The organism is Rhizobium sp. R635, assembly GCF_002211285.1.
GTDB lineage: Bacteria > Pseudomonadota > Alphaproteobacteria > Rhizobiales > Rhizobiaceae > Rhizobium.
Window position 1 is genome coordinate 1 of sequence record NZ_LOKX01000027.1, and the last position, 20,090, is coordinate 20,090.

A 20,090-nucleotide genomic window follows, 5' to 3' on the forward strand; every position below is an offset into this window, starting at 1 on the left:
TCGATGTTTGGGCCCGGTTCAATCGTGAGCCCGTATTGCCATCTTACCGGGGGCAACCACCCCAGCCAGCCATCATCTGATAAATATGACATGGGGTGATCGCGCCGCGATTACTCCATGTTTTGCGCTCACGACATGCGCAAACCCAAAACCTAAAGTGCGGCAAGCGAATCTGAAAGATCGCGACGCGCTTTAGGCCCTCAAGAAAAAGCCCGGCGACCCCTTGGAGGGGCACACCGGGCCTGATGTCGATCGGCGCGTGTTGAGGGGAGACGGCCGATCATTCGCGGGACGTGAGGGGGTTGTCCCGCTTCCCCATAAACACCCACCAAGACTATTGGTTCCGCCGGCATCGAGAAAAGATGTGCGGTGCAGCGTCATGCGCATGACGGGAGCCGCAACGACAATTTGACGTGAGGGCATCGTGATGCCCTTGTCTTGGGACATCCTTTATTGCACTTTCACGACGTTACGGATTGATCCTCGATCCGTTCGGGGCTGGAGCCTGATGACGCAAGACTACCCGGCTTTTTTCGGGCTTTTCGGCCCTCGGGCAACCGCCAAGGACGTTACCGTCTGGCACAAATACAACCCCATCCTTCCCGTGCGCCTCACCGATGGGGCAAGCCTCAACCCTTCCGGCCAGATCTGGCGGCGTTTCCATTTGGGCCAGTGGGAATATAAGCAGGACCCGGAGACGCCCGAGGACTTTGAAGCCCGCCAGTATTGATGGGAAGAGGCGCAATTTCCGCCACTTTATCTTCTTTAACACCCCGTTAAATCGCCGCAATTACAGTTCACTCGGATGATCACGTCGCCCGCAGGTGCGCCGTTGGGCGAAGTTGGGCTTCGCGATCGAACAGGGGATGCGACCGGTCGGCGATGGCAGGCAGAGGCAGATCAGGCGACAGAATCGAACCGTCCTTCAGCGGCCGCCCGGCGCGCGACGATGACGAATTCTCGCTCGATGCCGACGACCGCGTCATCGGCAGCAGATCGACGCGGAGCAAAAGCTCCAAACCTTCACCGCAGCGAGCCGCCCCTCGACGGCGACGTGAGCCGCGCGAGCGCGAAGGCGGCGGCCTTTTCGGCCTCATGCGCCGCGTGATCTACTGGTGCGTCGTGCTGTTCATCTGGGCCGGCATCGGCGTCGCCGGGCTCGTGCTCTATTACGGTTCGCGCATGCCGAGCGCCAGCACATGGGCGATCCCGGAACGGCCGCCGAACGTCAAGATCACCGCCGTCGACGGCAGCGTCATCGCCAATCGCGGCGCCACCGGCGGCGAAGCGCTGTCGCTCGAAAACATGTCGCCCTATATTCCGGAAGCCGTCATCGCCATCGAGGACCGGCGTTTCTATTCACATTTCGGCGTCGATCCGCTCGGTCTCGGCCGAGCGATCGTGACCAACTTCACGGCCGGCCATATGGTGCAGGGCGGCTCGACGCTGACGCAGCAGCTTGCCAAGAACCTCTTCCTCTCTCCGGAGAGAACGCTGGAACGCAAGGTGCAGGAGGTGCTGCTCGCGCTCTGGCTGGAGCAGAAATACACCAAGGACCAGATCCTTGCGATGTATCTCAACCGCGTGTTCTTCGGATCGAACGCCTATGGCGTCGAGGCGGCGTCCCGCCGCTACTTCAACAAATCGGCGCGCGACGTGAACCTCGGTGAGGCAGCGGTGCTGGCCGGCCTGCTCAAGGCACCGTCGCGGCTTTCGCCGGCCCGCGATGCGGACGCGGCGAATGCGCGCGCCCAGCTCGTGCTCGCGGCGATGCGCGAGCAGGGCTTCATCACCGATTCCGAGGTCAAGACCGCGATGTCGCAGACCCCGGCTTCGGCCAAGAGCTACTGGTCGGGCGCCGGCCACTATGTCGCCGACATGGTGATGGACCAATTGCCGGGCCTGATCGGCGACGTCAAGGAAGACGTCATCGTCGATACCACCATCGACAAATCGCTGGAAAAGAAGGCCGAGCAATCGCTGGTCGACGTGCTCGACAAGGAGGGCGGCAAGCTCGATGCCTCGCAGGCGGCGCTCGTGTCGATCGACGGCACCGGCGCAATCCGCGCGCTCGTCGGCGGCAGGGATTATGCGGCGAGCCAGTTCAACCGCGCCGTCAAGGCGAAGCGCCAGCCGGGTTCCTCGTTCAAGCCCTTCGTCTATGCCGCAGCGCTCGAAAAGGGGTTGACGCCTTTTTCGGTGTTCAACGATGCGCCGATCCGCATCGGCGACTGGACGCCCGAGAATTACGAGAAGAAATACAATGGCGAAGTCACGCTTGCGACCGCACTCGCCAAGTCGCTGAATACGGTGGCCGCGCAGCTGGTGATGTATGACGGGCCGGACCAGGTGATCAAGCTCGCCCACCGGCTCGGCATCGAAAGCGAGCTGCAGCCGAACGCCTCGATTGCGCTCGGCACGTCAGAGGTCTCGCTGATGGAGCTCACCGCATCCTACGCCGCCTTCATGAACGGCGGCTACAAGGCGACGCCGCACGTCATCCGGCGGGTGACGACCGCAGAAGGCAAGGTTCTCTACGAAAATACCTATGACAGCCCGCCGCGGGTGCTCTCCGAGCAGATCGCCGCCGAAATGGATGCGATGATGATGGGCGTCATCGACAACGGCACCGGCAAGAGCGCCAAGATTCCCGGCTGGCAGGCGGCCGGCAAGACCGGCACGACGCAGAATTCGCGCGACGCGCTTTTCGTCGGCTTCACCAGCAACCTCACGACCGGCGTCTGGTTCGGCAATGACGACGGCAAGCCGATGAAGAAGGTGACCGGCGGCGGTCTTCCGGCCAAGGCCTGGAAGGAATTCATGGTCGCCGCCCACAAGGGTCTTTCGCCGGCTCCGCTCTTCGGCAACGGCCAATTGGTCGCCGATCCGAACAGCGGCCAGCCGATGGCGCAGGCGGCACCCGACGGCGGGCAGCCGGTCGCGGCCGAAGAGCCGCCGTCAACGACGATCGGCGGCATCATTTCCGGCGTCTTCGGCGGCGACGAAAGTGCCAACCGCTACCCGCAGGCGCCCGTCCGGCAGCAAACCGCGCCGTCAGGAAACGGTCCTATTCCGCCTGCCGACGTCGCCGAAGGCGATGGGGCCGGCTATGGAAACGTCGTACCGCCCGGCGATGTCGGGACGCCGCAGACGACCTCTTCCGTGCAGCCGCGGCGCACGACCCTGCTCGATCTGATCATGGGCCAGTGAGATCATTGCGGCATCCCCGTGACACACTGAGGAGAGCTCTTTCCCGGCTGTCGTCAAAATTGAATGCAACACATTCGTTTTGCTGGATTCCGGGGCATTTCTCGCCTTGCAGTCCAGAAAACCGCTCCTTATATACGCCGCATCACCGCAATCACGATTGCGTAATCTCAAGTAGACCCATCCCGTAAGGGGCTGTCAGGGAAATGCCTTCTCGGGGTTCCGACAGCTTGCTTCAAGGAGAGAATGACATGGCAAAAGTAATTGGTATCGACCTTGGAACGACGAATTCCTGCGTCGCAGTCATGGACGGCAAGGACGCGAAGGTCATCGAGAATGCGGAAGGTGCGCGCACGACCCCTTCCATGGTGGCTTTTTCCGATGACGGCGAGCGCCTCGTCGGCCAGCCGGCCAAGCGCCAGGCGGTCACCAACCCGACGAACACGCTCTTTGCGGTGAAGCGCCTGATCGGCCGCCGCTATGAAGACCCGACCGTCGAGAAGGACAAGCATCTCGTTCCCTTCACCATCGTCAAGGGCGACAATGGCGATGCCTGGGTCGAAGCCAATGGCAAGGGCTACTCACCCGCACAGATTTCCGCGATGATCCTTCAGAAGATGAAGGAAACCGCCGAATCCTATCTCGGCGAAAAGGTCGAAAAGGCCGTCATCACCGTTCCCGCCTACTTCAACGACGCGCAGCGCCAGGCAACCAAGGATGCCGGCCGCATCGCCGGCCTTGAAGTGCTGCGCATCATCAACGAGCCGACCGCTGCCGCTCTCGCCTACGGCCTCGACAAGAAGGACGGCAAGACGATCGCCGTCTACGACCTTGGCGGCGGCACCTTCGATATTTCGATCCTCGAGATCGGCGACGGCGTCTTCGAAGTGAAGTCCACCAACGGCGATACCTTCCTCGGCGGTGAAGACTTCGACATGCGTCTCGTCGAATATCTCGTTGCCGAGTTCAAGAAGGACAACGGCATCGACCTGAAGAACGACAAGCTCGCCCTGCAGCGCCTCAAGGAAGCTGCCGAAAAGGCAAAGATCGAGCTGTCGTCCTCGCAGCAGACCGAAATCAACCTGCCGTTCATCACGGCCGACGCCTCCGGCCCGAAGCACCTGACGCTGAAGCTGACCCGCGCCAAGCTCGAAAGCCTGGTCGACGACCTCGTCCAGCGCACGATTGCGCCCTGCAAGGCAGCCCTCAAGGATGCCGGCGTCACCGCTGCCGAAATCGACGAAGTGGTTCTCGTCGGCGGCATGAGCCGCATGCCGAAGGTTCAGGAAGTCGTCAAGCAGCTGTTCGGCAAGGAGCCGCACAAGGGTGTCAACCCGGATGAAGTCGTCGCTCTCGGCGCCGCCATCCAGGCCGGCGTTCTCCAGGGCGACGTCAAGGACGTTCTGCTTCTCGACGTAACCCCGCTGTCGCTCGGCATCGAGACCCTCGGCGGCGTCTTCACCCGCCTGATCGAGCGCAACACGACGATCCCGACCAAGAAGAGCCAGACCTTCTCGACCGCGGAAGACAACCAGCAGGCCGTCACCATCCGCGTCTCGCAGGGCGAGCGCGAAATGGCTGCCGACAACAAGCTGCTCGGCCAGTTCGACCTCGTCGGCCTGCCGCCGTCGCCGCGCGGTGTTCCGCAGATCGAAGTCACCTTCGACATCGACGCCAACGGCATCGTGCAGGTTTCGGCCAAGGACAAGGGCACCGGCAAGGAACAGCAGATCCGCATCCAGGCTTCCGGCGGCCTCTCCGACGCCGACATCGAGAAGATGGTGAAGGATGCCGAATCCCATGCTGCCGAAGACAAGAAGCGGCGCGAGGGCGTGGAGGCCAAGAACCAGGCCGAAAGCCTGATCCACTCCACGGAAAAGTCGCTCAAGGATTACGGCGACAAGGTTTCCGAAGCCGACCGTACCGCGATTTCCGATGCGATTGCCGCTCTGAAGTCCGCAACGGAGGCAACCGAAGCCGATGCCGAAGACATCAAGGCCAAGACCCAGACCCTGATGGAAGTGTCGATGAAGCTCGGCCAGGCGATCTATGAAGCACAGCAGGCCGAAGGCGGCGCTGCTGCCGATGCCTCGGCGGAAGACGGCGACAATGTCGTCGATGCCGACTACGAGGAAATCAAGGACGACGACCGCAAGAAGTCCGCGTAATCCGCGACGGCGTGGTTATGCTTCAACACCTGATCCGGCTGCTCACCATGGCAGCCGGAAATCCATTTCCGGGGTTTAATCCTTAATGGCAAAAGCGGACTTTTACGAAACTCTGGGTGTAGCCAAGTCGGCGGACGAGAAAGAGCTGAAAAGCGCCTTCCGCAAACTGGCGATGAAATACCATCCGGACAAGAACCCGGATGACAAGGACGCCGAACGGAAGTTCAAGGAAATCAACGAAGCCTACGAGATGCTCAAGGACCCGCAGAAGCGGGCGGCCTATGATCGTTACGGCCATGCGGCCTTCGAACATGGCGGCATGGGCGGCGGTGGCGGCGGATTTGCCGGCGGCGGCTTCTCGGATATCTTCGAGGATATTTTCGGCGAGATGATGGGCGGCGGGCGTGCACGCCAGCGCTCGTCAGGCGGGCGCGAACGCGGCGCCGATCTCCGCTACAACATGGAAATCACGCTGGAAGAGGCCTTCTCCGGCAAGACGGCGCAGATCCGCGTTCCCACCTCGATCACCTGTGACGTCTGTTCGGGTTCGGGCGCCAAGCCCGGCACGCAGCCGAAGAACTGCGGCACCTGCCAGGGAACGGGGCGCGTGCGCGCCGCGCAGGGCTTCTTCTCGATCGAGCGGACCTGCCCGACCTGCCACGGCCGCGGCCAGATCATTCCCGATCCCTGCCAGAAGTGCCACGGCCAGGGCCGGGTGACGGAAGAGCGTTCGCTCTCGGTCAACATTCCTGCCGGCATCGAGGACGGCACGCGCATCCGCCTGCAGGGCGAAGGCGAGGCCGGCACTCGCGGCGGGCCGGCGGGCGACCTCTATATCTTCCTGTCGGTGAAGCCGCACGAATTCTACCAGCGCGACGGGGCCGATCTCTATTGCGCCGTACCGATCTCGATGACGACGGCCGCGCTCGGCGGGACCTTCGACGTGGCGACGCTCGACGGCACCAAGTCGCGCGTGAGCGTGCCGGAAGGCACGCAGGCGGGCAAGCAGTTCCGCCTCAAGAGCAAGGGCATGCCGGTGCTGCGTTCGGCGCAGACGGGCGACCTCTACATCCAGATCCAGATCGAGACGCCGCAAAAACTGACGAAGCGCCAGCGCGAATTGCTGCAGGAATTCGAGCAGATTTCCTCCAAGGAGAACAATCCGGAATCGACGGGCTTCTTTGCCCGGATGAAGGAATTCTTCGAAGGCTGAGCCGCCGATCGATACGCAATCGCGAAAGCCGGGGACGGGAACGTCTCCGGCTTTTTTGTTTCCCGAGTCCCAATCTGCGACACTTCCCGTCCGCACCGGGCAATTTGTCTCAGATCGACACGGCGGCAGGACGGAACACGACTTGCGTTAACGCAGCCAGATGATGCCGCTTGCAAGTTTTCCAAATGAATTCAGTCTCTGCCGTCAGCGAATAATCCCCAAAACCGGAATCGATATCGGCAAGGATCAGGCGCCAATTCAAAGTGACAGAGCGCCGTTAGCACGTCCCAGCGGACGCGCCGCGCTCAAGCGGAAACAACCAAGATAGGGGTAACTACCATGGCGCCAGCCTTTTCCTCTCAGTCCGAAGATGTCGACGTTCTCGCCGGCGCCATCTATACATGGTGCGCCGAGCGCAACATCAAGCTTCGCAGCCAGCAGGGCCTTTCCATCGCCAGCATCGCGATCGACCTCTATCATGCCGGCCATCAGACGCAGGACGATCTGCTGACGGCGCTGCATGGGTGCGAGATTCACTAAAGCGCGTCGCGATCTTTCAGATTCGCTCCTTGCGCTTTAGGTCTTTGTTTTTAAGCATGTCGTTATCGCAAAACCGCCGCACACTTTTGCGCGACATGCTCTAAACCGTGTCGTGATCTTTATAACCGCTCCGGCGCAGTCAGGCGGCGCTTTCGACCGCTTCGCCGGTCATCAGCGTGAGGATGGTCTTGACCGCTTCCTTGCCTGCGGCCGAATTCAACTTGTCGTAGCTCAGCGCAAGAGCATAGGCATCGGGGCTGAGTTCGATACGGCCGCCGAATTCCGATATGCCCGTTCCCTCGAAGAGAGCGGAGATCTCGACACCGAGGAAAACCGCAATCTGATGCAGCTTGCTGGCGGAAACCCGGTTCGTTCCTTTTTCATATTTCTGGATCTGCTGGAAAGTCAGTCCGAGTGCTTCCCCGAGTTCGAGCTGGGAAACACGACGAATGGCGCGAAGCTGTCTGATGTTGCGACCAACGATGATATCGACCGGATCTGGCACTTCACCACTCTCTATACATGAACCTTTTGTTCACCATATCGTTTTCGCAAGATAACTCAACCCGGAAGTTGCAAAATTCAACCGACTTTTTCTGGACTTTACGTTACGTCAGCCGTCTCGGGCGAATGCGCCAAAACTCCTGATATCAAGGCGCGCAGGCCGTAACCATCGCCGCCGGGTGCATCGACCTGGCGCCGCGGGCTCATATCCTCTCAGGTTGTATTTTTTTGGGAAATTGGGACGCATCGGATGGGCAAGTTAGGCCGGCGAAGCGGCGAGCCTTGCCATCGGCGCCGCTTCGGCTTAGCTGTCACACTTAACGATTCCGGACATCCGATGCCGCACAAGGTTTCCCTTTCCCGCCTGAAGCTGAGCGACTTCCGCAATTATGCGGCGGCATCGCTTGCACTTGACGGCCGCCATGTCGTGCTGACGGGAGACAACGGCGCCGGCAAGACCAATCTGATGGAGGCGGTCTCGCTGCTTTCGCCCGGCCGCGGCCTGCGCCGTGCGGCCTATGGCGATATTACCCGCGTCGGCGCGGCCGGCGGCTTTTCGATCTTCGCCGCGCTCGACGGCATGGAGGGCGAAGTCGAGATCGGTACCGGCATCGAAACCGGCGAGGAGACCACCGCCCGCAGGCTGCGCATCAACGGCACGCCGGCAAAGACCGCCGACGAGCTGACCGACCATCTGCGCCTTCTCTGGCTGACTCCTTCGATGGACGGCCTGTTCACCGGCACATCTTCCGACCGGCGCCGCTTTCTCGACCGGCTGGTGCTGTCACTCGATCCCGCCCACGGCCGGCGCGCCAGCGATTTCGAGCGCGCCATGCGCAGCCGCAACAAATTGCTCGACGAAGGCCGCTTCGATCCGTCCTGGCTTGCAGGCATCGAGGAGCAGATGGCAAGCCTCGGCATCGCCATGGCGCTCGCCCGGCAGGAGATGCTCGGCCTCCTCACCCGGCTGATCGAGGAAACACTGGAGAGCTCGCCCTTCCCCTCGGCCTCGCTGCAGCTCTCGGGCTTCATGGACGGCCAGTTCTCGCGCCCCTCGGTCGACCTCGAGGACGATTACGCGGCGATGCTTGCCGTGAGCCGTTACCGCGACGCCGGCGCGGGGCGCACGCTCGAAGGGCCGCACCGGGCCGATCTCATCGTCCACCACCGCGAAAAGGCGATGGAGGCGGAGCGGTGCTCCACCGGCGAGCAGAAAGCGCTGCTTGTCGGCCTCGTGCTTGCGCATGCGCGGCTCGTCGGCAATCTCACCGGCCATGCGCCGATCCTGTTGCTCGACGAGATCGCAGCCCATCTCGACGAGGGGCGCCGGGCCGCGCTGTTCGACCTCATCGACGGGCTCGGCGGCCAGGCCTTCATGACCGGCACGGATCGCGCGATGTTTTCGGCACTCGGCGACAGGGCGCAGGTCTTCACGGTGGCCGACGGAAGGGTGTTCGAATGAGCGGGACGGCATTTCCGGGCATCGGGGGCCATGATACGATCGGCGCCATGGAACCGCTCAGCCCTGATGAAATCGCCCGCTATCACCGCCATATCCTGCTCCCCGAGATCGGCGGCGCGGGCCAGCAGAAGCTCAAAGCCGCCCGCGTACTGGTGATCGGCGCCGGCGGGCTCGGTGCGCCGATCCTGCAATATCTGGCCGCGGCCGGCATCGGCACGCTCGGCATCGTCGACGACGACAGAGTGTCGCTCTCGAACCTGCAGCGCCAGGTGATCCATGATTCCGGCACGATCGGCGAACTGAAGACGGAGAGCGCAGCGCTTGCCATCGCCAGGCTCAACCCGCATGTCCGGCTCATCCGCTTCGAGGAACGCTTCTCGCGGGAAATCGCCCGCCGCCAACTGTCCGGCTTCGATCTCCTGATCGACGGTTCCGACAATTTCGACACGCGCTATGCCGCGGCCGATGCGGCGGAAGAAGCCCATATCCCGCTCGTCACCGGCGCCGTCGGCCGTTTCGACGGTTCGCTGACGGTTCTGAAACCTTATGAGACGGCCGAGGACGGGACCCTCAACCCGAGTTACCGCGACCTGTTTCCCGAAGCCCCTCCAGCGGGTCTGATCCCCAGCTGCGCCGAAGCCGGCATCATCGGCGCGCTTACCGGCGTCATCGGGACGATGATGGCGATGGAGGCAATCAAGCTCGTTACCGGCGCCGGCGAACCGCTGATCGGGCGGCTGCTGCTTTACGACGCACTCTCGGCCCGTTTCGAAACCGTGCGCTATAAGCGCCGCCGCGCAAGGCAGGCTGAATGAGGATTATCCGCCTCGATCCGAGTTTCACGTGCTGGGACGAACTGCTCGCCCTCATCCTGACCGCCTTCGCTTCGATGAACGGCCGGATCGATCCCCCGTCATCGGCGCTCAGCCTGACGGCGGAGACGTTGGCCGCAAAGGCTGAGGCCGAGATTGGCCACGTCGCCATCGAGGAGGGAAAGCTGACCGGCTGCCTGTTCCTGCGGCCGGAGGCCGATTGCCTCTATGTCGGCAAGCTCGCCGTTCTCCCCGCAGTGCAAGGCAAGGGCCTCGGCAGGCGGCTGCTTGCAATCGCCGAGGAGACGGCTGCAGGGCTCGGCCTTGCCGCTTTGCGGCTGGAGACACGCATCGAACTCGTTGAGAATCACGCCGTCTTTACCGCCTGGGGATTTTCCAGAACCGCCGAGAAGGCGCATCCGGGTTTTACCAGGACGACCTTCATCGAGATGCGGAAGAACCTTGCCCGCTGACGCGCATCAGCGGCCCGGCAGCACCCGGTTCGGCGGTCTATGGCCGTCGATGAAGGTGCGGATATTGATGATAACCTTGTCGCCCATGTCGATCCGGCCTTCGATCGTCGCCGAACTCATATGCGGCAGCAGCACGACCTTGCCCTCGTTGGCGAGCTTGATGAGCTTCGGATTGACGGCGGGCTCGTTTTCGAAGACGTCGAGGCCGGCGCCGGCGATCTTGCCCTCCCTCAGGCACTTGATCAGCGCGGCTTCATCGACCACGTCGCCGCGAGCAGTGTTGACGATATAGGCCGTCGGCTGCAGCAGCGCCAGGCGGCGCGCCGAGATCAGGTGGAAGGTCGCCGGCGTCGACGGGCAGTTGACGGAAACGATGTCGACGCGGGCGAGCATCTGGTCGAGGCTTTCCCAATAGGTCGCCTCGAGCTCGTCCTCGACCGCCGGATTGACGCGCTTGCGATTGTGATAATGGATCGAAAGACCGAAGGCCTTGGCGCGGCGGGCGACCGCCGTGCCGATTCGCCCCATGCCGACGATGCCGATGCGTTTGCCGTGAATGCGCCGGCCGAGCATCCAGGTGGGAGACCAGCCGGCCCATTCGCCCGGCTTGTCGGTCAGCACGCGTGCACCTTCGCCGAGCCTGCGCGGCACCGCGAGAATGAGCGCCATCGTCATGTCGGCCGTGTCTTCGGTCAAGACGTTCGGCGTGTTGGTGACGGTGATGCCTTTGCGCGCCGCCGCCTCGACGTCGATATGGTCGGTGCCGTTGGAGAAGCTGGCAATCAGCTTCATCTGCGGCCCCGCCTCTTCGATCAGCGCCGCGTCGATGCGGTCGGTGACGGTCGGCACCAGCACGTCGGCCGTCCTGACGGCGGCGATCAGCTCGGGAACGGAACGCGGCGTATCGTCGATGTTCAGCTCGGCGTCGAAGAGCTCGCGCATGCGGGTTTCGACGGCATCCGGCAGCTTGCGGGTGATGTAGACCTTCGGTTTTTTCTTCGCTGTCATGGCTGCCCGTCGTGCCTTGTTCAGAGGTCTTTAACCAAGAAAGGGGATAACTTTCCCATTCCGGGCATTTTCTACCAGACCCGCACGCGAAGACAAACAAAACTCGTGGTGCAGCCGGGGAATGTCAGTGCCCGGACAGCGAGCAGGCTGGGCCTGGCCCGCGGATTCGAGCAAACGGAAGCTTCCATGCGCAGCAAAGTCCTGAAGTCCTGCCTCGCCGTCGCGATCGCTCTGACCACATCCATGGCCGCCCTGGAACTTGCCCATGCGCAGGCGGCCAAGGGACCGAGCGGACTGCCGTTGCCGCGTTTCGTCACGCTGAAATCCAAGCGCGTCAACCTGCGCATCGGCCCCGGAACGGACTATGCCGTTTCATGGATGTACCTGAAATCCGGCCTGCCGGTGGAAATCATTCAGGAATATGACAATTGGCGCCGCATCCGTGATGCCGACGGCACCGAGGGCTGGGTCAACCAGTCGCTGCTGTCGGGCCAGCGCGCGGCGATCGCCGCTCCCTGGATGAAGACGAAGGGCAAAGGCGTCTACGTCAATCTGCGCCGCGAGGCGCTACCCTCCGCCTCGGTCGTCGCCAAGCTGGAGCCCGGCGTGATGCTGACGATCGGCGAATGCAACGGCGACTGGTGCCGCGCCGAAACCGACGGCGCCTCCGGTTGGGTGGCGCAGTCGGAGATCTGGGGCGCCTATCCCGGCGAAGCCTTCAAATAAGCCCTGCCGCTTTGGCTGCCTCGGAGAGCGAGGTCATCGGACGCGGGCCGATCTGCTGGATGACGATGCCGGCCGCCAGGCAACCGAGCTTGCCGCAATCTTCCAGCGACCGTCCCTGCGTATAGCCGTAGAGGAAGCCCGAAGCGAAGAGATCGCCGGCACCCGTCGTATCCACAACCTCCCTGATCCTGATCGCATCGACATAATAACGCTCGCTGCCCTTCAGGATGACCGCGCCGTCCTCGCTCATCGTCACCGCGGCGATCTTGCAATCGGCGGCGATCTTGTTCAGCGCCTCTTCGAAATCTTCGGTCTCGTAAAGGGAGAGCGCCTCCTGGCGATTGGCGAAGACGATATCGACCTTGCCGGACCGCATCAGATCGAGGAATTCACTGCGATAGCGGCCGACGCAGAAGCTGTCGGACAGCGTCATCGACATTTCGCGGCCGTTTTCATGGGCGATGCGGGCGCAATCGAGAATCGCTTCCTTGGCGCGCGGCGGATCCCACAGATAACCTTCGAAATAGGTGACCTTGGCGTCGGCCACGACATCGGCCTCGACATCCTCGGGGCCGAGCTCGACGCAGGCGCCGAGATAGGTGTTCATCGAGCGTTCGCCGTCCTCGGTGACGAAGATCATCGAACGGGCGGTCGGCGGGAAGGTGCCTTTCGGCTTCGTCTGGTAATGGACGCCCTGGGCGCGAATGTCGTGCGTGAAAATTTCGCCGAGCTGATCGGCGGCGACATTGCCGAAATAGGCGGCCTTGCCGCCGAGGTTCGCGACGCCCGCCGCCGTGTTGCCGGCGCTGCCGCCGGAGGCTTCGAGTGCGGGTCCCATGCGCGAATACAAGAGTTCGGCGCGTTCGGCATCGATGAGATTCATCGCCGCCTTGGTGATCTTGTTGTCAATGAGGAACTGGTCGTTGCAACGGGCGATGATATCCACGATTGCGTTGCCGACTGTCAGAACATCGAATCTTGTCATGAAATGGGGAGTCCCGGATTTGTGATAGCCGGGGTTCGGTCTTAGCGAAATTTCCGCGGTTTGGAAGGATAAATGGTGAATGGCGCATCTATTTCTTCGCAAAAGTGCCGCTTATTCGTCATGCCCCTGTCATCTTCGAAATCTAGATATGCTCGCAGGAAGACCGGCATGAGCAGCTTTCAGTTGCAGCCGGGCGCACGAGGGATGATCCCTTCGATCTTACCGGCGCGATGCTGACCACGGATGAACTGGCAGCTTCGCGATTCGGGTATCCGGCAAGGCCGGAGCGGAAAAGCGGGCAGTGCCCGCTTTTTTTGCTTTGAGGGTGACGCAGTTGCGGACGCCTTTGCCTTTTCAATCCCGGCGGTTTGCTGATAGAGGTGGGATACTCCCCCGCGCAGAGCAATCTCCCCCATGTCAGCCATCATTCTCGACGTCCTTCCCATTTTCATCCTGATTCTCATCGGCTGGGTGATCGTCCGCAGCGGCTTGATGGCGTCGAATGTCGGCGACGCGCTCAGCGAATTCGTCTTCAAGATCGCCGTGCCGCTTCTGCTCTTCCGCACGATCGCCGAGGCGGATTTTCACGGCGCCTCGCCTTTCCGGCTCTGGATCGTCTATTTCTCCGGCGTTGCCATCACCTGGACGGCCGGCCACATCGCCGCCACCCGCCTCTTCGGCCGTGACGAACGGATCGGCGTACTGGCCGGGGTGTCCTCGGCCTTCGCCAACAATGTTTTCATCGGGCTGCCGCTCGTCGAGCGCACCGTCGGCGACGAGGGGCTGGTGGCGCTGTCGATCCTGCTCGCCGTGCACCTGCCCGTCATGATGGTCGCGGGCACGGTGCTGATGGAGCATGCGGAGCGGAAGATCGCCGGCAAAAGCGACCGCAGCATGATCTTCGTGCTTCGCCAGATCGCCATCAATCTCATACGCAATCCGCTGGTGATCGGGCTTGCGGCCGGCATGGCCGTGCACCTTTCCGGCCTTACGATGACGGCGACGCTGGCGACCGTCGTCAACCAGATCGCCGGCATTGCCGGCCCGGCGGCGCTGATTTCGCTCGGCATGGCGTTGGAGAAATACGGCGTCTCCGGCAATCTCGGCATCGCCAGCGTCACTTCGGCATGCAAGCTGCTGCTGCTGCCGGGCTGCGTCTGGGCGGCAAGCCATCTCCTCGGCTTGAGCCCGGAATGGACGGCGGCGATCGTGCTGACCTCCTCCGTGCCGACAGGCGTCAACGCCTGGCTGATCGCCAATCGCTTCGGCGTCGGCCACAGCCTCGCCGCCTCGACGATTTCGGTAACGACGGCGCTCGGGGCCGTCACCGTCTCGCTCTGGGCCTATTTCCTCGGCGCCTGAGCAGCTTTCTCGATAACAAAAAGCCCGGCTTGCGGCCGGGCTTCCATGTCATGCGCGTATGCTGCCGCCTTACTGCGTCGCGGTGTTCGGATCCGGCAACGGCACCGGCGAATCGGCCAGCGTATGCAGGTAGAGGATGACGTTGGCGCGATCCTGATCCTTCGGCAGACCGGCAAAGCCCATTGCGGTGCCGGGAACGTCCTTCTTCGGCGCCAGAAGGAACTTGTTGAGGAATTCGAAGGTCCACTTTTCGCTGCTGCCCTTGGAGAAATCCTTCATGGCAGCGGAATAGGCAAAGCCTTCATGCGAGGCGATCGGGCGATCTACGACACCAAAGAGGTTAGGACCGACCTTGTTCGGTCCCCCTTTGGTGGCGTCATGACAGGCCTGACACTTCTTGAAGATTACTTCACCGGCCTTGGCATCTGCAGAAGCGAGCAATTGCGCAATCGGCACGGCAGCGGCAGGCGCAGCTTCGCCACCGGCAGCCGGCGCCTCTTCGGCAACGATCGCGAAACCTTCCTTCTCCGGTGCTTCGGAATGGAAGACCCCCTCGGACGCGATAGAGACCGACATCAGAACGAAAATCGTTCCGAGCAGCGCCCCCACGGCCGTATTGACGTATGAATTCATCTGCAATGCTCCCCTTGCAGCCGGCAGACCATAAACCGGACCATCTTGAAATCGCGCGGAACCTATGTCTTTTGACGGATCGTTGCAACTGTCTAAATGGTCTTGCGTGTGAGACTTTTTGACACTTTTCAGCCCGGAATAGAAGGCCCGAACAATGAGTGATTCAAATTTACACGACGTGCTCGTATTGATCCCGGCGCGAATGGCCTCCACCCGGCTTCCGGGCAAGCCGCTGGCCGATATTTGCGGTCTGCCGATGATCGTGCAGGTGGCGATGCGCGCCCGGGAGGCCGCCATCGGCCGCGTGGTCGTCGCCGTCGACGACGCCCGGGTGTTCGATACGATCGCCGCGGCCGGCTTCGAAGTCGTCATGACGCGCGGCGATCACCAATCGGGCTCCGACCGGATCTACGAAGCGCTGACCAAGGTCGATCCCGGCAAAAAGGCGAAAATCATCGTCAACGTCCAGGGCGATCTGCCGACGATCGAGCCGGAAACCGTGCGGGCGGCTTTGCGCCCTCTCGATAACGAGGCGGTCGATATCGGCACGCTGACCACCGAAATCGACAATGAAGAAGACAAGGCCGCGCCGCACATCGTCAAGATCGTCGGTTCGCCCGTTTCCGAGACCCGTCTGCACGCGCTCTATTTCACCCGCACGACCGCGCCCTACGGAAAGGGGCCGCTCTACCATCATATCGGGCTCTATGCCTATCGGCGCGAGGCGCTGGAACGGTTCGTTTCGCTCGGTCCTTCGACGCTCGAAAAGCGAGAGGCGCTGGAGCAACTTCGGGCGCTCGAAGCCGGCATGCGCATCGACGCCGAGATCGTTGACACGGTTCCGCTCGGTGTCGATACTCCCGCCGACCTCGAAAAAGCGCGGCGCATCCTCTCCGCAAAGTCGAACTGACGAGACCACCATGAACATCAAGACCAACAGGATCGCCTTCCAGGGTGAATTCGGCGCCAATTCCGACATGGCCTGCCGCGACATGTTTCCGACCATGGAGCCGCTGCCCTGCCAGACCTTCGAGGATGCCTTCACGGCAGTCGACAATGGTGATGCCGATATCGCGATGATCCCGATCGAGAACACGATTGCCGGACGCGTCGCCGATATCCACCATCTGCTGCCCGAATCGCGGCTGCATATCATCGGCGAATATTTCATGCCGATCCGCTTCCAGCTGATGGTGCTGCCAGGCGTCACCAAGGACGAGATCCGCACGGTGCACAGCCATATCCACGCGCTCGGCCAGTGCCGCAAGATCGTGCGCGCTCACGGCTGGAAGCCTGTCATCGCCGGCGATACGGCGGGAGCGGCAAAACTGGTGCAGGAAACCGGCGATCGCTCGATGGCCGCACTTGCTCCGCGCCTTGCGGCCGATCTCTACGGGCTGGAGATCGTCGCCGAAAATGTCGAGGATACGGAAAACAACGTCACCCGTTTCGTCATCCTGTCCCGCGACGAGGAATGGGCGCAACGCAATTCGGCTGACGAAAAGGTCGTTACCACCTTCGTCTTCAACGTTCGCAACATCCCCGCCGCGCTCTACAAGGCGCTCGGCGGCTTTGCCACCAACAACATCAACATGACGAAGCTCGAAAGCTACCAGCTCGGCGGAAAGTTCGTGGCGACGCAGTTCTACGCCGATATCGAGGGCCATCCGAACGATCCGAACGTACGCCGGGCATTGGAGGAACTGCGTTTCTTCTCCGAGAAGGTGCGCATCCTCGGCGTCTATAAGGGGCATGCGATGCGAGGCCTGCTTTAACAGACCTCGCCCTCCGGCATATTATTTATCCGGCTCACAGACGCGCAGCCGATGCCCATCGGGATCGAGCACGACGAAGGTCGGGCCGAAATCGAGCTCGGTCAGCTCCTGGGCGATCGGCAGGCCGCGCTGACGCCAGTCCTCATATTGCCTGGCGACGGCATTTTCTCCCGCCACCATGAAGGCCACTTCGCCGCGGTTGCCGATGGCGGAGGGCTGCGGCTCGACCTTGCTGCGCCGCCAGAGACCAAGGGTGAAGCCGCCGTCGAGCGGGAAGGCGACGAAATTCGGCGCTTCCACCGCCGGTTCGCGGTTCAGGATGTTGCGGTAAAAGCCGGCGCTTTCGGCCGGATCCTTGACATAGAGGATTATCAGATTGGGGCTGGTCATTTCGGTTCTCCCGTTGCTGTAAGTTGGGCGTGCGAGATACTTCCTGCTGCCAATTTGTGGCAGCAGGAAACAAAAGGCGCTGCGAAAGCAACGCCCGTTCTCGTCAAGTGGATGAGCTGGACAATCAGATGTTTAGAGCGGGAACCGGTCTTGGAGGCGCGGGTTGCGCCCATCCATGAAGCCGAGGTCGCGCTTCAGACAATCGGGGGCCGCTTCAACATCGAGTTTCGAGTGGCTTTGCCCGGAGATCCGGAAAAGACTCATGGCCAGATGCAACAGGCCGGAGTACGTCGACTGCCGGGCGTCGGCAAAGGTTTCGGCCGAGATAATGTCTGCAAAACTATCGGAGGCGAAGCGATCGCCGGCCGGCTGAATGACTGGAGGCGTTACCATGATCAGTGCTCCTTTCCTGGCGCATCGACACGATGAGCGGAACCTGGATGCTACAGCGTCCTTTGCGCGTCCAAAGAAGCGCGGCGCTGTAGTGAATTGAGACTGATAATAACGCGGTCTGCTGACAGTTTATGGCAGCAGCGTTTCAGGTCTCCAGCGGCACGTCCTGCGTCTCGCGCCACTCCTTGAGGAGCACCGTGCGGCGGCGTGGATACCGCGTCTCATGGACCGCCATGTCGATGATGCGATCGGTGCGGAAATGGCGGAAATCCTGGCGCAGCTCGCACCAGGCCATGATGATGCGCACATGCTCGAAATAGCCGAGCGCGAAAGGCCAGACACGGCGGCGTGAAATCCGGCCCTGCTCGTCGCCATAGTGCAGTTCGAGCACACGCTCCAGACGAATCGCCTTGCGAATGGCCGAAACATCGGCCTTGTCCTCGTCCTGGCGCTTGCGGCCAACGAAGAGTGTCGCCGAATCGATCGTCTCACGCATATCGGCCGGCAGCACGGCGGCGATCTTGGCCAGCGCATCCGCGCCGGCGCCGGCAAGACGCGGCTCGGCGGCGCGGGCCACCCAGCGCGAACCGAGCACCAAGGCCTCAAGCTCTTCTTCGGAAAACATCATCGGCGGCAGCATGAACCCGGGCTTCAGCACATAACCGATGCCGGCTTCGCCTTCGATCATCGCGCCCTGGGCCTGCAGGCTGGCAATATCGCGGTAGAGCGTGCGCAGGCTGACGCCGGTCTCCTGGGCAAGCACGGTGCCGGTCACCGGCCTGCGATAACGCCGAAGCGTCTGGAGCAGCGTCAGCAGCCGTTCCGAACGGGCGACCGGCATGGCGCTAGCGCTTCCACTCCACCCAGTCGCGCATCAGGCGGTGGGCAATCGCCCCTTTCGGCGGCGAAGCCTTGCCGTTGGCGCCTGGGCGTTCCAGCATCTCCAGCGTTTCCGCGCGGGTGAACCAGCGACAATCCTCCAATTCGGTCTCGTCGCGCTTGATTTCACTGGATTTCGCCTCGGCATAACAGCCGATCATCAGCGAATGCGGCATCGGCCAGGGCTGCGAGGCGTGATAGCGGATGCGGCCGGTGCGGATGCCTGACTCTTCAAGCGTTTCGCGGCGCACGGCGTTCTCGATGGTCTCGCCGGGTTCGACGAAGCCGGCAAGACAGGAATACATGCCGGGCGCGAAATGCGGGCTGCGGCCGAGCAGGCAGAGGTCGCGCGTCTCGTCGACCGTCAGCATGATGACCACGGGATCAGTGCGCGGGAAAATCATGTGTTCGCAGGCGGTGCAGACACGCTTGTAGCCGCCGATATGGATCTCCATCGCCGAACCGCAGCGGCCGCAGAAGCGGTTGTCGCCGTTCCAGCGGATCAGGCTGGCGGCCTGGGCGAATTCGCCGAGCAGCACCTCGTCGATCAGCATCTCGCGAAACAGGGTACGGCCATCGGCGGGCTTGTATTGGCTGGCGAGGTCCTCGACATCGACGCCGACCGGAACGGCAAGACGCGGCTCGCCTGATTTGCGGTAACCTAAAAGCACCGTCTCGTCCCAATCCGGCTGCAGCTCCTGCAGCTCGTAGCGGGCGAAGAGCGGATCGAGCACCTGGCCGTCATGCTTCAGCACCAGCTTGTCTTTGGCGAAGGCGAAGATATGGGTGCCTTCCCTGGCCAGCGCCTTTTCGACTGATTTTTCATCGCGGTGCTCGGAATCGCGATCGAGGTCGTTGGCGGCAAAGGCAGTGAGGTTGCTGGGTTCCGGATGCGGCACATCCGAATCGAAAAGCGAATGACTCATGATGAAAGGGCTTCCCGCAGCTTCGCTGTGAACTCGTCTCTCTTTCCGTCCTCGTAAGGCTCAGCGCGCCCGAAGCCCCAGACGGGACCCGGCCAGTTGGCATCGCCTTCGAAGCGGGCAATGACATGAACATGAAGCTGGCGGACGATATTGCCAAGAGCCCCGACATTGATTTTTGTCGCGCCGGTGATCTCCTTCAATGCCTTGGCGGCGAGTTCCGTCTCGAAGGCGAGCAGCACCTGATCGAGTGGCGTCAGCTCGAAAATTTCGGTAATGCCGGCCCGGCGCGGCACGAGAATGAGCCAGGGCCAGCGGGCGTCCTTCGACAATCTGAGATCACAGAGACCGGTGACCATGATGCTGACGCTGTCGTTTTCCAGCCGGGGGTCGAGCTCGAAGGCATTCAAGGGCATTCCTCCTGTCTTTTCCTACGACTAGCAGTTTTTTATGATGTTGGCTTGCTTTTGATGACGATATTGCCGATATGTGCATCCGGGAGGTTGGTGGTGGACGAGCCACTCGCCAACCGGGTCAGGTCCGGAAGGAAGCAGCCCTAACGAGCCCGGCACGGGTCATCGTGCCAGCCTCCCACCTTCTCTTCACGAAATGCCCGACGATCCCGGGCGACAAGCAG

General features: G+C 62.1%; 21 protein-coding genes and 1 other RNA gene. 13 read left to right on the forward strand and 9 right to left on the reverse strand.

Annotated features, from left to right (window positions below):
- The first annotated feature begins 508 nt into the window (after nucleotides 1-508).
- From ATY78_RS19155 to ATY78_RS19175, 5 genes are all read left to right on the forward strand, one after another.
- Nucleotides 509-730 (forward strand): hypothetical protein, encoded by a 222-nt coding sequence (locus ATY78_RS19155; protein ID WP_088683919.1) that lies wholly within the window; start codon nucleotides 509-511, stop codon nucleotides 728-730.
- Between the two features lie 152 nt (nucleotides 731-882).
- Nucleotides 883-3,210, forward strand: coding sequence for a transglycosylase domain-containing protein (locus tag ATY78_RS19160; protein ID WP_088683894.1), 2,328 nt, complete (start codon nucleotides 883-885; stop codon nucleotides 3,208-3,210).
- Between the two features lie 248 nt (nucleotides 3,211-3,458).
- Nucleotides 3,459-5,375, forward strand: coding sequence for a molecular chaperone DnaK (dnaK, locus tag ATY78_RS19165; protein ID WP_088683895.1), 1,917 nt, complete (start codon nucleotides 3,459-3,461; stop codon nucleotides 5,373-5,375).
- Between the two features lie 85 nt (nucleotides 5,376-5,460).
- On the forward strand, nucleotides 5,461-6,588 hold the full coding sequence (gene dnaJ, locus ATY78_RS19170; protein WP_088683896.1) for a molecular chaperone DnaJ: 1,128 nt from the start codon (nucleotides 5,461-5,463) through the stop codon (nucleotides 6,586-6,588).
- A 339-nt stretch (nucleotides 6,589-6,927) separates the two neighbouring features.
- Entirely contained in the window at nucleotides 6,928-7,128 is a 201-nt protein-coding gene (locus tag ATY78_RS19175; protein WP_085776534.1) for a hypothetical protein, read from the forward strand.
- A 139-nt stretch (nucleotides 7,129-7,267) separates the two neighbouring features.
- On the opposite strand, the gene ATY78_RS19180 is transcribed toward ATY78_RS19175, so the two are convergent.
- Nucleotides 7,268-7,633, reverse strand: a complete 366-nt coding sequence (locus tag ATY78_RS19180; protein WP_088683897.1) for a helix-turn-helix transcriptional regulator — start codon at nucleotides 7,631-7,633, stop codon at nucleotides 7,268-7,270.
- A 336-nt stretch (nucleotides 7,634-7,969) separates the two neighbouring features.
- Between ATY78_RS19180 and recF the strand changes: the two genes are divergently transcribed.
- The 3 genes from recF to ATY78_RS19195 are packed head-to-tail and all read left to right on the forward strand — an operon-like array spanning nucleotide 7,970 to nucleotide 10,379.
- Entirely contained in the window at nucleotides 7,970-9,094 is a 1,125-nt protein-coding gene (recF, locus tag ATY78_RS19185; protein ID WP_088683898.1) for a DNA replication/repair protein RecF, read from the forward strand.
- Nucleotides 9,091-9,909: a molybdopterin-synthase adenylyltransferase MoeB gene (locus tag ATY78_RS19190; RefSeq protein WP_088683899.1), complete on the forward strand. Its 819-nt coding sequence runs from the start codon at nucleotides 9,091-9,093 to the stop codon at nucleotides 9,907-9,909. The genes recF and ATY78_RS19190 overlap by 4 nt, the downstream gene beginning before the upstream one ends.
- On the forward strand, nucleotides 9,906-10,379 hold the full coding sequence (locus ATY78_RS19195; RefSeq protein ID WP_088683900.1) for a GNAT family N-acetyltransferase: 474 nt from the start codon (nucleotides 9,906-9,908) through the stop codon (nucleotides 10,377-10,379). Before ATY78_RS19190 ends, ATY78_RS19195 begins: the two co-directional genes overlap by 4 nt.
- A gap of 6 nt (nucleotides 10,380-10,385) precedes the next feature.
- Here the strand turns inward: ATY78_RS19195 and ATY78_RS19200 are convergent, their stop codons facing one another.
- A complete protein-coding gene (locus ATY78_RS19200) occupies nucleotides 10,386-11,387 on the reverse strand; it encodes a D-glycerate dehydrogenase (RefSeq protein WP_088683901.1) in 1,002 nt (333 codons plus the stop codon).
- A gap of 186 nt (nucleotides 11,388-11,573) precedes the next feature.
- Between ATY78_RS19200 and ATY78_RS19205 the strand changes: the two genes are divergently transcribed.
- Complete coding sequence (locus tag ATY78_RS19205; protein ID WP_088683902.1) at nucleotides 11,574-12,113, forward strand: SH3 domain-containing protein; 540 nt, start codon at nucleotides 11,574-11,576, stop codon at nucleotides 12,111-12,113.
- On the opposite strand, the gene ATY78_RS19210 is transcribed toward ATY78_RS19205, so the two are convergent.
- Nucleotides 12,106-13,098, reverse strand: a complete 993-nt coding sequence (locus ATY78_RS19210) for an adenosine kinase (RefSeq protein WP_088683903.1) — start codon at nucleotides 13,096-13,098, stop codon at nucleotides 12,106-12,108. The two genes, ATY78_RS19205 and ATY78_RS19210, sit on opposite strands and share 8 nt — an antisense overlap.
- 414 nt (nucleotides 13,099-13,512) lie before the next feature.
- On the opposite strand from ATY78_RS19210, the gene ATY78_RS19215 reads away from it, so the two are divergent.
- Nucleotides 13,513-14,460, forward strand: coding sequence for an AEC family transporter (locus ATY78_RS19215; protein ID WP_088683904.1), 948 nt, complete (start codon nucleotides 13,513-13,515; stop codon nucleotides 14,458-14,460).
- Between the two features lie 69 nt (nucleotides 14,461-14,529).
- On the opposite strand, the gene ATY78_RS19220 is transcribed toward ATY78_RS19215, so the two are convergent.
- A complete protein-coding gene (locus ATY78_RS19220) occupies nucleotides 14,530-15,093 on the reverse strand; it encodes a cytochrome c family protein (protein WP_088683905.1) in 564 nt (187 codons plus the stop codon).
- Between the two features lie 154 nt (nucleotides 15,094-15,247).
- Here ATY78_RS19220 and ATY78_RS19225 point away from each other — a divergent pair, with 154 nt between their 5' ends.
- Entirely contained in the window at nucleotides 15,248-16,003 is a 756-nt protein-coding gene (locus ATY78_RS19225; RefSeq protein ID WP_088683906.1) for a 3-deoxy-manno-octulosonate cytidylyltransferase, read from the forward strand.
- A 10-nt stretch (nucleotides 16,004-16,013) separates the two neighbouring features.
- Nucleotides 16,014-16,868, forward strand: coding sequence for a prephenate dehydratase (locus tag ATY78_RS19230; protein WP_088683907.1), 855 nt, complete (start codon nucleotides 16,014-16,016; stop codon nucleotides 16,866-16,868).
- A gap of 21 nt (nucleotides 16,869-16,889) precedes the next feature.
- Here ATY78_RS19230 and ATY78_RS19235 read toward each other — a convergent pair whose 3' ends face one another.
- The 5 genes from ATY78_RS19235 to ATY78_RS19255 form a co-directional block, all read right to left on the reverse strand.
- Nucleotides 16,890-17,258, reverse strand: coding sequence for a VOC family protein (locus ATY78_RS19235; protein ID WP_088683908.1), 369 nt, complete (start codon nucleotides 17,256-17,258; stop codon nucleotides 16,890-16,892).
- A 132-nt stretch (nucleotides 17,259-17,390) separates the two neighbouring features.
- Nucleotides 17,391-17,651 carry a hypothetical protein gene (locus ATY78_RS19240; protein ID WP_088683909.1) on the reverse strand — a complete coding sequence of 87 codons (261 nt, stop codon included), beginning with the start codon at nucleotides 17,649-17,651 and terminating at the stop codon, nucleotides 17,391-17,393.
- A 145-nt stretch (nucleotides 17,652-17,796) separates the two neighbouring features.
- Complete coding sequence (locus tag ATY78_RS19245; RefSeq protein WP_088683910.1) at nucleotides 17,797-18,492, reverse strand: YafY family protein; 696 nt, start codon at nucleotides 18,490-18,492, stop codon at nucleotides 17,797-17,799.
- A 4-nt stretch (nucleotides 18,493-18,496) separates the two neighbouring features.
- Nucleotides 18,497-19,456 carry an NAD(+) diphosphatase gene (gene nudC, locus ATY78_RS19250; RefSeq protein WP_088683911.1) on the reverse strand — a complete coding sequence of 320 codons (960 nt, stop codon included), beginning with the start codon at nucleotides 19,454-19,456 and terminating at the stop codon, nucleotides 18,497-18,499.
- Nucleotides 19,453-19,863, reverse strand: coding sequence for an HIT family protein (locus ATY78_RS19255; protein ID WP_088683920.1), 411 nt, complete (start codon nucleotides 19,861-19,863; stop codon nucleotides 19,453-19,455). Before ATY78_RS19255 ends, nudC begins: the two co-directional genes overlap by 4 nt.
- Nucleotides 19,864-19,951: 88 nt before the next feature.
- Between ATY78_RS19255 and ffs the strand changes: the two genes are divergently transcribed.
- An RNA gene (gene ffs / locus ATY78_RS19260) (signal recognition particle sRNA small type) lies at nucleotides 19,952-20,048 on the forward strand.
- Nucleotides 20,049-20,090: the final 42 nt, after the last annotated feature.

Bases quoted from the DNA above. Each gene is read 5' to 3' on its own strand.
- nudC (WP_088683911.1), bottom strand. From the start codon at position 19,456: ATGAGTCATTCGCTTTTCGATTCGGATGTGCCGCATCCGGAACCCAGC.
- recF (WP_088683898.1), top strand. From the start codon at position 7,970: ATGCCGCACAAGGTTTCCCTTTCCCGCCTGAAGCTGAGCGACTTCCGC.
- ATY78_RS19200 (WP_088683901.1), bottom strand. From the start codon at position 11,387: ATGACAGCGAAGAAAAAACCGAAGGTCTACATCACCCGCAAGCTGCCG.
- ATY78_RS19175 (WP_085776534.1), top strand. From the start codon at position 6,928: ATGGCGCCAGCCTTTTCCTCTCAGTCCGAAGATGTCGACGTTCTCGCC.
- ATY78_RS19245 (WP_088683910.1), bottom strand. From the start codon at position 18,492: ATGCCGGTCGCCCGTTCGGAACGGCTGCTGACGCTGCTCCAGACGCTT.
- ATY78_RS19195 (WP_088683900.1), top strand. From the start codon at position 9,906: ATGAGGATTATCCGCCTCGATCCGAGTTTCACGTGCTGGGACGAACTG.
- dnaJ (WP_088683896.1), top strand. From the start codon at position 5,461: ATGGCAAAAGCGGACTTTTACGAAACTCTGGGTGTAGCCAAGTCGGCG.
- ATY78_RS19205 (WP_088683902.1), top strand. From the start codon at position 11,574: ATGCGCAGCAAAGTCCTGAAGTCCTGCCTCGCCGTCGCGATCGCTCTG.
- ATY78_RS19155 (WP_088683919.1), top strand. From the start codon at position 509: ATGACGCAAGACTACCCGGCTTTTTTCGGGCTTTTCGGCCCTCGGGCA.
- ATY78_RS19210 (WP_088683903.1), bottom strand. From the start codon at position 13,098: ATGACAAGATTCGATGTTCTGACAGTCGGCAACGCAATCGTGGATATC.
- ATY78_RS19230 (WP_088683907.1), top strand. From the start codon at position 16,014: ATGAACATCAAGACCAACAGGATCGCCTTCCAGGGTGAATTCGGCGCC.
- ATY78_RS19235 (WP_088683908.1), bottom strand. From the start codon at position 17,258: ATGACCAGCCCCAATCTGATAATCCTCTATGTCAAGGATCCGGCCGAA.
- ATY78_RS19215 (WP_088683904.1), top strand. From the start codon at position 13,513: ATGTCAGCCATCATTCTCGACGTCCTTCCCATTTTCATCCTGATTCTC.
- ATY78_RS19225 (WP_088683906.1), top strand. From the start codon at position 15,248: ATGAGTGATTCAAATTTACACGACGTGCTCGTATTGATCCCGGCGCGA.
- ATY78_RS19240 (WP_088683909.1), bottom strand. From the start codon at position 17,651: ATGGTAACGCCTCCAGTCATTCAGCCGGCCGGCGATCGCTTCGCCTCC.
- dnaK (WP_088683895.1), top strand. From the start codon at position 3,459: ATGGCAAAAGTAATTGGTATCGACCTTGGAACGACGAATTCCTGCGTC.
- ATY78_RS19160 (WP_088683894.1), top strand. From the start codon at position 883: ATGGCAGGCAGAGGCAGATCAGGCGACAGAATCGAACCGTCCTTCAGC.
- ATY78_RS19190 (WP_088683899.1), top strand. From the start codon at position 9,091: ATGAGCGGGACGGCATTTCCGGGCATCGGGGGCCATGATACGATCGGC.
- ATY78_RS19220 (WP_088683905.1), bottom strand. From the start codon at position 15,093: ATGAATTCATACGTCAATACGGCCGTGGGGGCGCTGCTCGGAACGATT.